Source organism: Burkholderia sp. HI2714, assembly GCF_002223085.1.
Lineage (GTDB): Bacteria > Pseudomonadota > Gammaproteobacteria > Burkholderiales > Burkholderiaceae > Burkholderia > Burkholderia lata_D.
Genome location: NZ_NKFM01000185.1, coordinates 1 through 514 on the forward strand (window position 1 = coordinate 1; position 514 = coordinate 514).

Annotated in this window: 1 protein-coding gene; it reads left to right on the forward strand. The window is 55.8% G+C overall.

The annotated features are described in order from the left end of the window. Positions 1-311: 311 nt before the first annotated feature. Positions 312-514 (forward strand): hypothetical protein (locus CFB82_RS43850; protein WP_218829114.1); only part of this gene is annotated, 203 nt, incomplete at its 3' end.

The following is a 514-nucleotide window of genomic DNA, read 5'->3' on the forward strand; positions in this document are numbered from 1 at the left end:
CAGCGCGAGGGCGTGATCATTGCGAACCTCGTGAACCGGTGGAACAGCTTCGGCAAGGCGATTTGCGTCAAGACAGCCTAATTGCGCCCGCAACCAACTGAGCGCATACCCTGTCGAACAAAGCCCAGTCCGGGCACATGCGGCTATACTCGCCCGTCAGTTCTCATGCTTTTTCAGCGAAAAAAATGCCGGACCTAAGTCCGGCGCAAACGAGGGGAGACATCACCACACTATCAAACCACGTTCCGCGATCCGTCAGGTACTTGCATCCTGACCGACCGCTGTGCCAATGATAGGCGGGACCTGATTGGATGGAGATCAACAATCGTCAAATTTCTTTCGTATTTTCAGGGGCATCGCATGAAGCGACGTTAACAATCAACGACTTAGTCGGACATGCGAAATTCAGGCGCCTGCTTCGAGCTGCGCGCAGCGCGAGCTCGTCGCGAGTTGAATCGCGCACGTCAACGCCACCGCCCATCGAAATGGCGAGCGCAAGGGTACGTCAACTCGT